Origin of the sequence: Mycobacterium sp. (genome assembly GCF_044342925.1) — a bacterium.
Lineage (GTDB): Bacteria > Actinomycetota > Actinomycetes > Mycobacteriales > Mycobacteriaceae > Mycobacterium.
The window spans coordinates 1-3008 of record NZ_JBIIOV010000248.1; the positions used below are offsets into that span (position 1 = coordinate 1).

A 3008-nucleotide genomic window follows, 5' to 3' on the forward strand; every position below is an offset into this window, starting at 1 on the left:
TTCCAGGACAAGCTTTGGCCCGACTACGACCGCCGTGATCTGTGGGACGCCTGCGAGGAGTACGTCCACCGCAACCGGCGGTTCGGCCGGGCCTGATGTCTCTCGCCGACATTCTGGCGGCGGTCGTGCCCGTCGAAATCGGGGACGACGGCGCGCTCATCGTGCGTTACGACGACACCGTCGCCTCCCTGCGCACGGTGACGATCGCCGACGGGCTGGAGATGATCTCGCTGACCCAGGTGCTGGCCTGGGATCTGCCGGTCAACGCCGATCTGCGCAAACGTGTTGCGGCTCAAGCCAATACCACCAACCTCGGCACCGTGGGGCTGCTGGAACAGCCCGGAGAGCGGGCTGACGTGATGCTGCGCTACAACTTCCCGTCCGGCGGGCTGGGAGATCAGGCCCTGCAGACGCTGGTGCTGATGGTGCTCGCCGGCGGTGCTGAGGCCGCCCGAACGCTCGTCGGTTAACCCCGGCCGCAGTTGGCGCAGGTGCCGAACAACTCGATGGTGTGGCTGACGTCGGAGAAACCGTGCGCCGCGGCGACCTCGGCGGCCCAGGCCTCGACCTCACGACCGCTGACCTCCACCGCCGACCCGCACACCCGGCAGACCAGGTGGTGGTGGTGGTGCGGTGCGGCACAGCGCCGGTAGACCGACTCGCCGGTATCGGTGCGCACCATGTCGACTAGACCGGCGGCCTCCAGGGCCTGCAGGGTGCGATAGACCGTGGTCAGACCGATGTTCTCCCCGCGGCGGCGCAGTTGTTCGTGCAGTTCCTGGGCCGACCGGAACTCCTCGACGGTCTCGAGCAGGGCGATGATGGCTCCCCGCTGCCGCGTCGAGCGCACGCCGGCGCCGGCGGACCGCGGATCAGTGTTGGAAACCATCTCACCTAGGCTAGTGCGGTTCAGTCCCGGGCAGACTAGGAGTGCAACCCACCGTGGCATCCGTCATCGATTCGGTCGTCAATCTGGCAAAGCGGCGCGGGCTGGTGTACCCCTGCGGCGAGATCTACGGCGGCACCCGCTCCGCCTGGGACTACGGGCCACTCGGGGTGGAACTCAAGGAGAACATCAAGCGGCAGTGGTGGAAGTCCGTCGTCACCGGCCGCGACGACGTCGTCGGCCTGGATTCCTCGATCATCCTGCCGCGTGAGGTGTGGGTGGCCTCCGGTCACGTCGAGGTGTTCAACGACCCGCTGGTGGAGTGCCTGAACTGCCACAAGCGGCACCGCCAGGACCACATGCAGGAAGCGCACTTCGAAAAAAAGGGCGCGAAAGAAGGCGTCACGAATCCCGAGTCGGTGCCGATGACCGACATCGTCTGCCCCGACTGCGGAACCAAAGGCCAGTGGACCGAGCCCCGCGAATTCAACATGATGCTCAAGACCTACCTCGGCCCGATCGAGAGCGAGGAGGGCCTGCACTACCTGCGGCCCGAGACCGCGCAGGGCATCTTCGTCAACTTCGCCAACGTGGTGACCACGTCTCGGAAAAAGCCGCCGTTCGGCATCGGCCAGATCGGCAAGAGCTTCCGCAACGAGATCACGCCGGGCAATTTCATCTTCCGCACCCGCGAGTTCGAGCAGATGGAGATGGAGTTCTTCGTCGAGCCCGACACCGCCAAACAGTGGCACCAGTACTGGATCGACGCCCGCAAGCAGTGGTACGTCGACCTCGGTATCAACCCTGAGAACCTGCGGCTCTACGAGCACCCCAAGGAGAAGCTGTCGCACTACAGCGACGGCACCACCGACATCGAGTACAAGTTCGGCTTCGCCGGTAACCCGTGGGGTGAGCTGGAGGGCATCGCCAACCGCACCAACTTCGACCTGTCGACGCACTCGAAGCACTCCGGCGTCGACCTGTCCTACTACGACCAGGCCAGCGACACCCGCTACATCCCGTACGTCATCGAGCCGGCAGCGGGACTGACCCGCTCGTTCATGGCGTTCCTGGTCGACGCCTACGCCGAGGACGAGGCGCCGAACGCCAAGGGCGGGGTGGACAAGCGCACCGTGCTGCGATTGGACCCGCGGCTGGCCCCGGTCAAGGCGGCGGTGCTGCCGCTGTCACGCAACGAGGATCTCAGCCCGAAGGCGCGTGACCTGGCCGCCGCACTGCGCAAGAACTGGAACATCGAGTTCGACGACGCCGGCGCGATCGGCCGGCGCTACCGCCGCCAGGACGAGATCGGCACGCCGTTCTGCGTGACGGTGGATTTCGACACCCTGGAGGACCACGCGGTCACCATCCGTGAGCGCGACACCATGGCTCAGGAGCGGGTCGGTCTGGACGCGGTGCCGGGGTACCTGGCGGCCCGGCTCATCGGCTAGAACCGCCCGCCGCCGCCCACCCAGTCGCCGCCACCGCCTGAGGACCCGCCGTAGCTCGTCGTGGTCCAACCGCCGCCGCTGCTGTATCCGCCGCCGCCGCCGCCGTAGTAGCCGCCGCCCATCCCGCCCCGCAGGATGTTGCCCAGGATGATGCCGCCGACCATCGCCCCCATGTCGGACCCCCCGCCGGGGTAGCGCGACTGGTACTGCTGCTGACCGGCCTGCACATCGTCGTTGGCCAGCTGCTGGGCCTGCGCGGCCAGCATCGAGGCGCCGTTGGCGTGCTTGATCGCCTCGTTGATATCGGTGGATTTCGTGGCCTCGGCCGCCTCCAGGTGGCGCACCGCCTCGCTGATCCGGGTGCGGGCCTCCGGACCGATGCTGCCGCGGCGGGTGTCGATGTAATCCGACACCGAACGCACCCGGGACTGCGCGGTCGACAGCGCCTGCTCATAGGCCCGCTCCAGGCGGTCGCCGGCCTCGCGTTCTTCAGCCACCGTCGCCAGCAGCCGGTCCAGGTCGGCATCCGCCTGGGTCAGCTGGGTGAAGGCGCCCAGCGGGTCGGCTGCGCCGCTGGACTGGGCGGTGGCGACCGCCTTGACCGCGGTGTCGCGTGCGGCGGACAGTTCGGCGGCTTTGGCCAGGCCGCCGTTGTCGAGTTGCTCGCCGGC

4 protein-coding genes and 1 pseudogene are annotated in these 3008 nt (G+C 67.8%); 3 read left to right on the plus strand and 2 right to left on the minus strand.

What is annotated here, in order from left to right:
• Positions 1–96: undecaprenyl diphosphate synthase family protein (locus tag ADBZ6I_RS16815; RefSeq protein WP_526385870.1), on the plus strand; the 96-nt coding region annotated here is incomplete at its 5' end.
• Positions 96–470 (plus strand): hypothetical protein, encoded by a 375-nt coding sequence (locus ADBZ6I_RS16820; RefSeq protein WP_526385864.1) that lies wholly within the window; start codon positions 96–98, stop codon positions 468–470. The genes ADBZ6I_RS16815 and ADBZ6I_RS16820, both read left to right, overlap by 1 nt.
• On the opposite strand, the gene ADBZ6I_RS16825 is transcribed toward ADBZ6I_RS16820, so the two are convergent.
• A complete protein-coding gene (locus ADBZ6I_RS16825; RefSeq protein ID WP_526385866.1) occupies positions 467–889 on the minus strand; it encodes a Fur family transcriptional regulator in 423 nt (140 codons plus the stop codon). The genes ADBZ6I_RS16820 and ADBZ6I_RS16825 overlap by 4 nt on opposite strands.
• Before the next feature lie 53 nt (positions 890–942).
• Here ADBZ6I_RS16825 and ADBZ6I_RS16830 point away from each other — a divergent pair, with 53 nt between their 5' ends.
• Positions 943–2337, plus strand: coding sequence for a glycine--tRNA ligase (locus ADBZ6I_RS16830; protein ID WP_526385868.1), 1395 nt, complete (start codon positions 943–945; stop codon positions 2335–2337).
• On the opposite strand, the pseudogene ADBZ6I_RS16835 reads toward ADBZ6I_RS16830, so the two are convergent.
• Positions 2334–3008 (minus strand): annotated as a pseudogene (locus tag ADBZ6I_RS16835) (TPM domain-containing protein); the annotation flags it as partial. The gene ADBZ6I_RS16830 and the pseudogene ADBZ6I_RS16835 overlap by 4 nt on opposite strands.

Bases quoted from the DNA above. Each gene is read 5' to 3' on its own strand.
- ADBZ6I_RS16820 (WP_526385864.1), top strand. From the start codon at position 96: ATGTCTCTCGCCGACATTCTGGCGGCGGTCGTGCCCGTCGAAATCGGG.
- ADBZ6I_RS16825 (WP_526385866.1), bottom strand. From the start codon at position 889: ATGGTTTCCAACACTGATCCGCGGTCCGCCGGCGCCGGCGTGCGCTCG.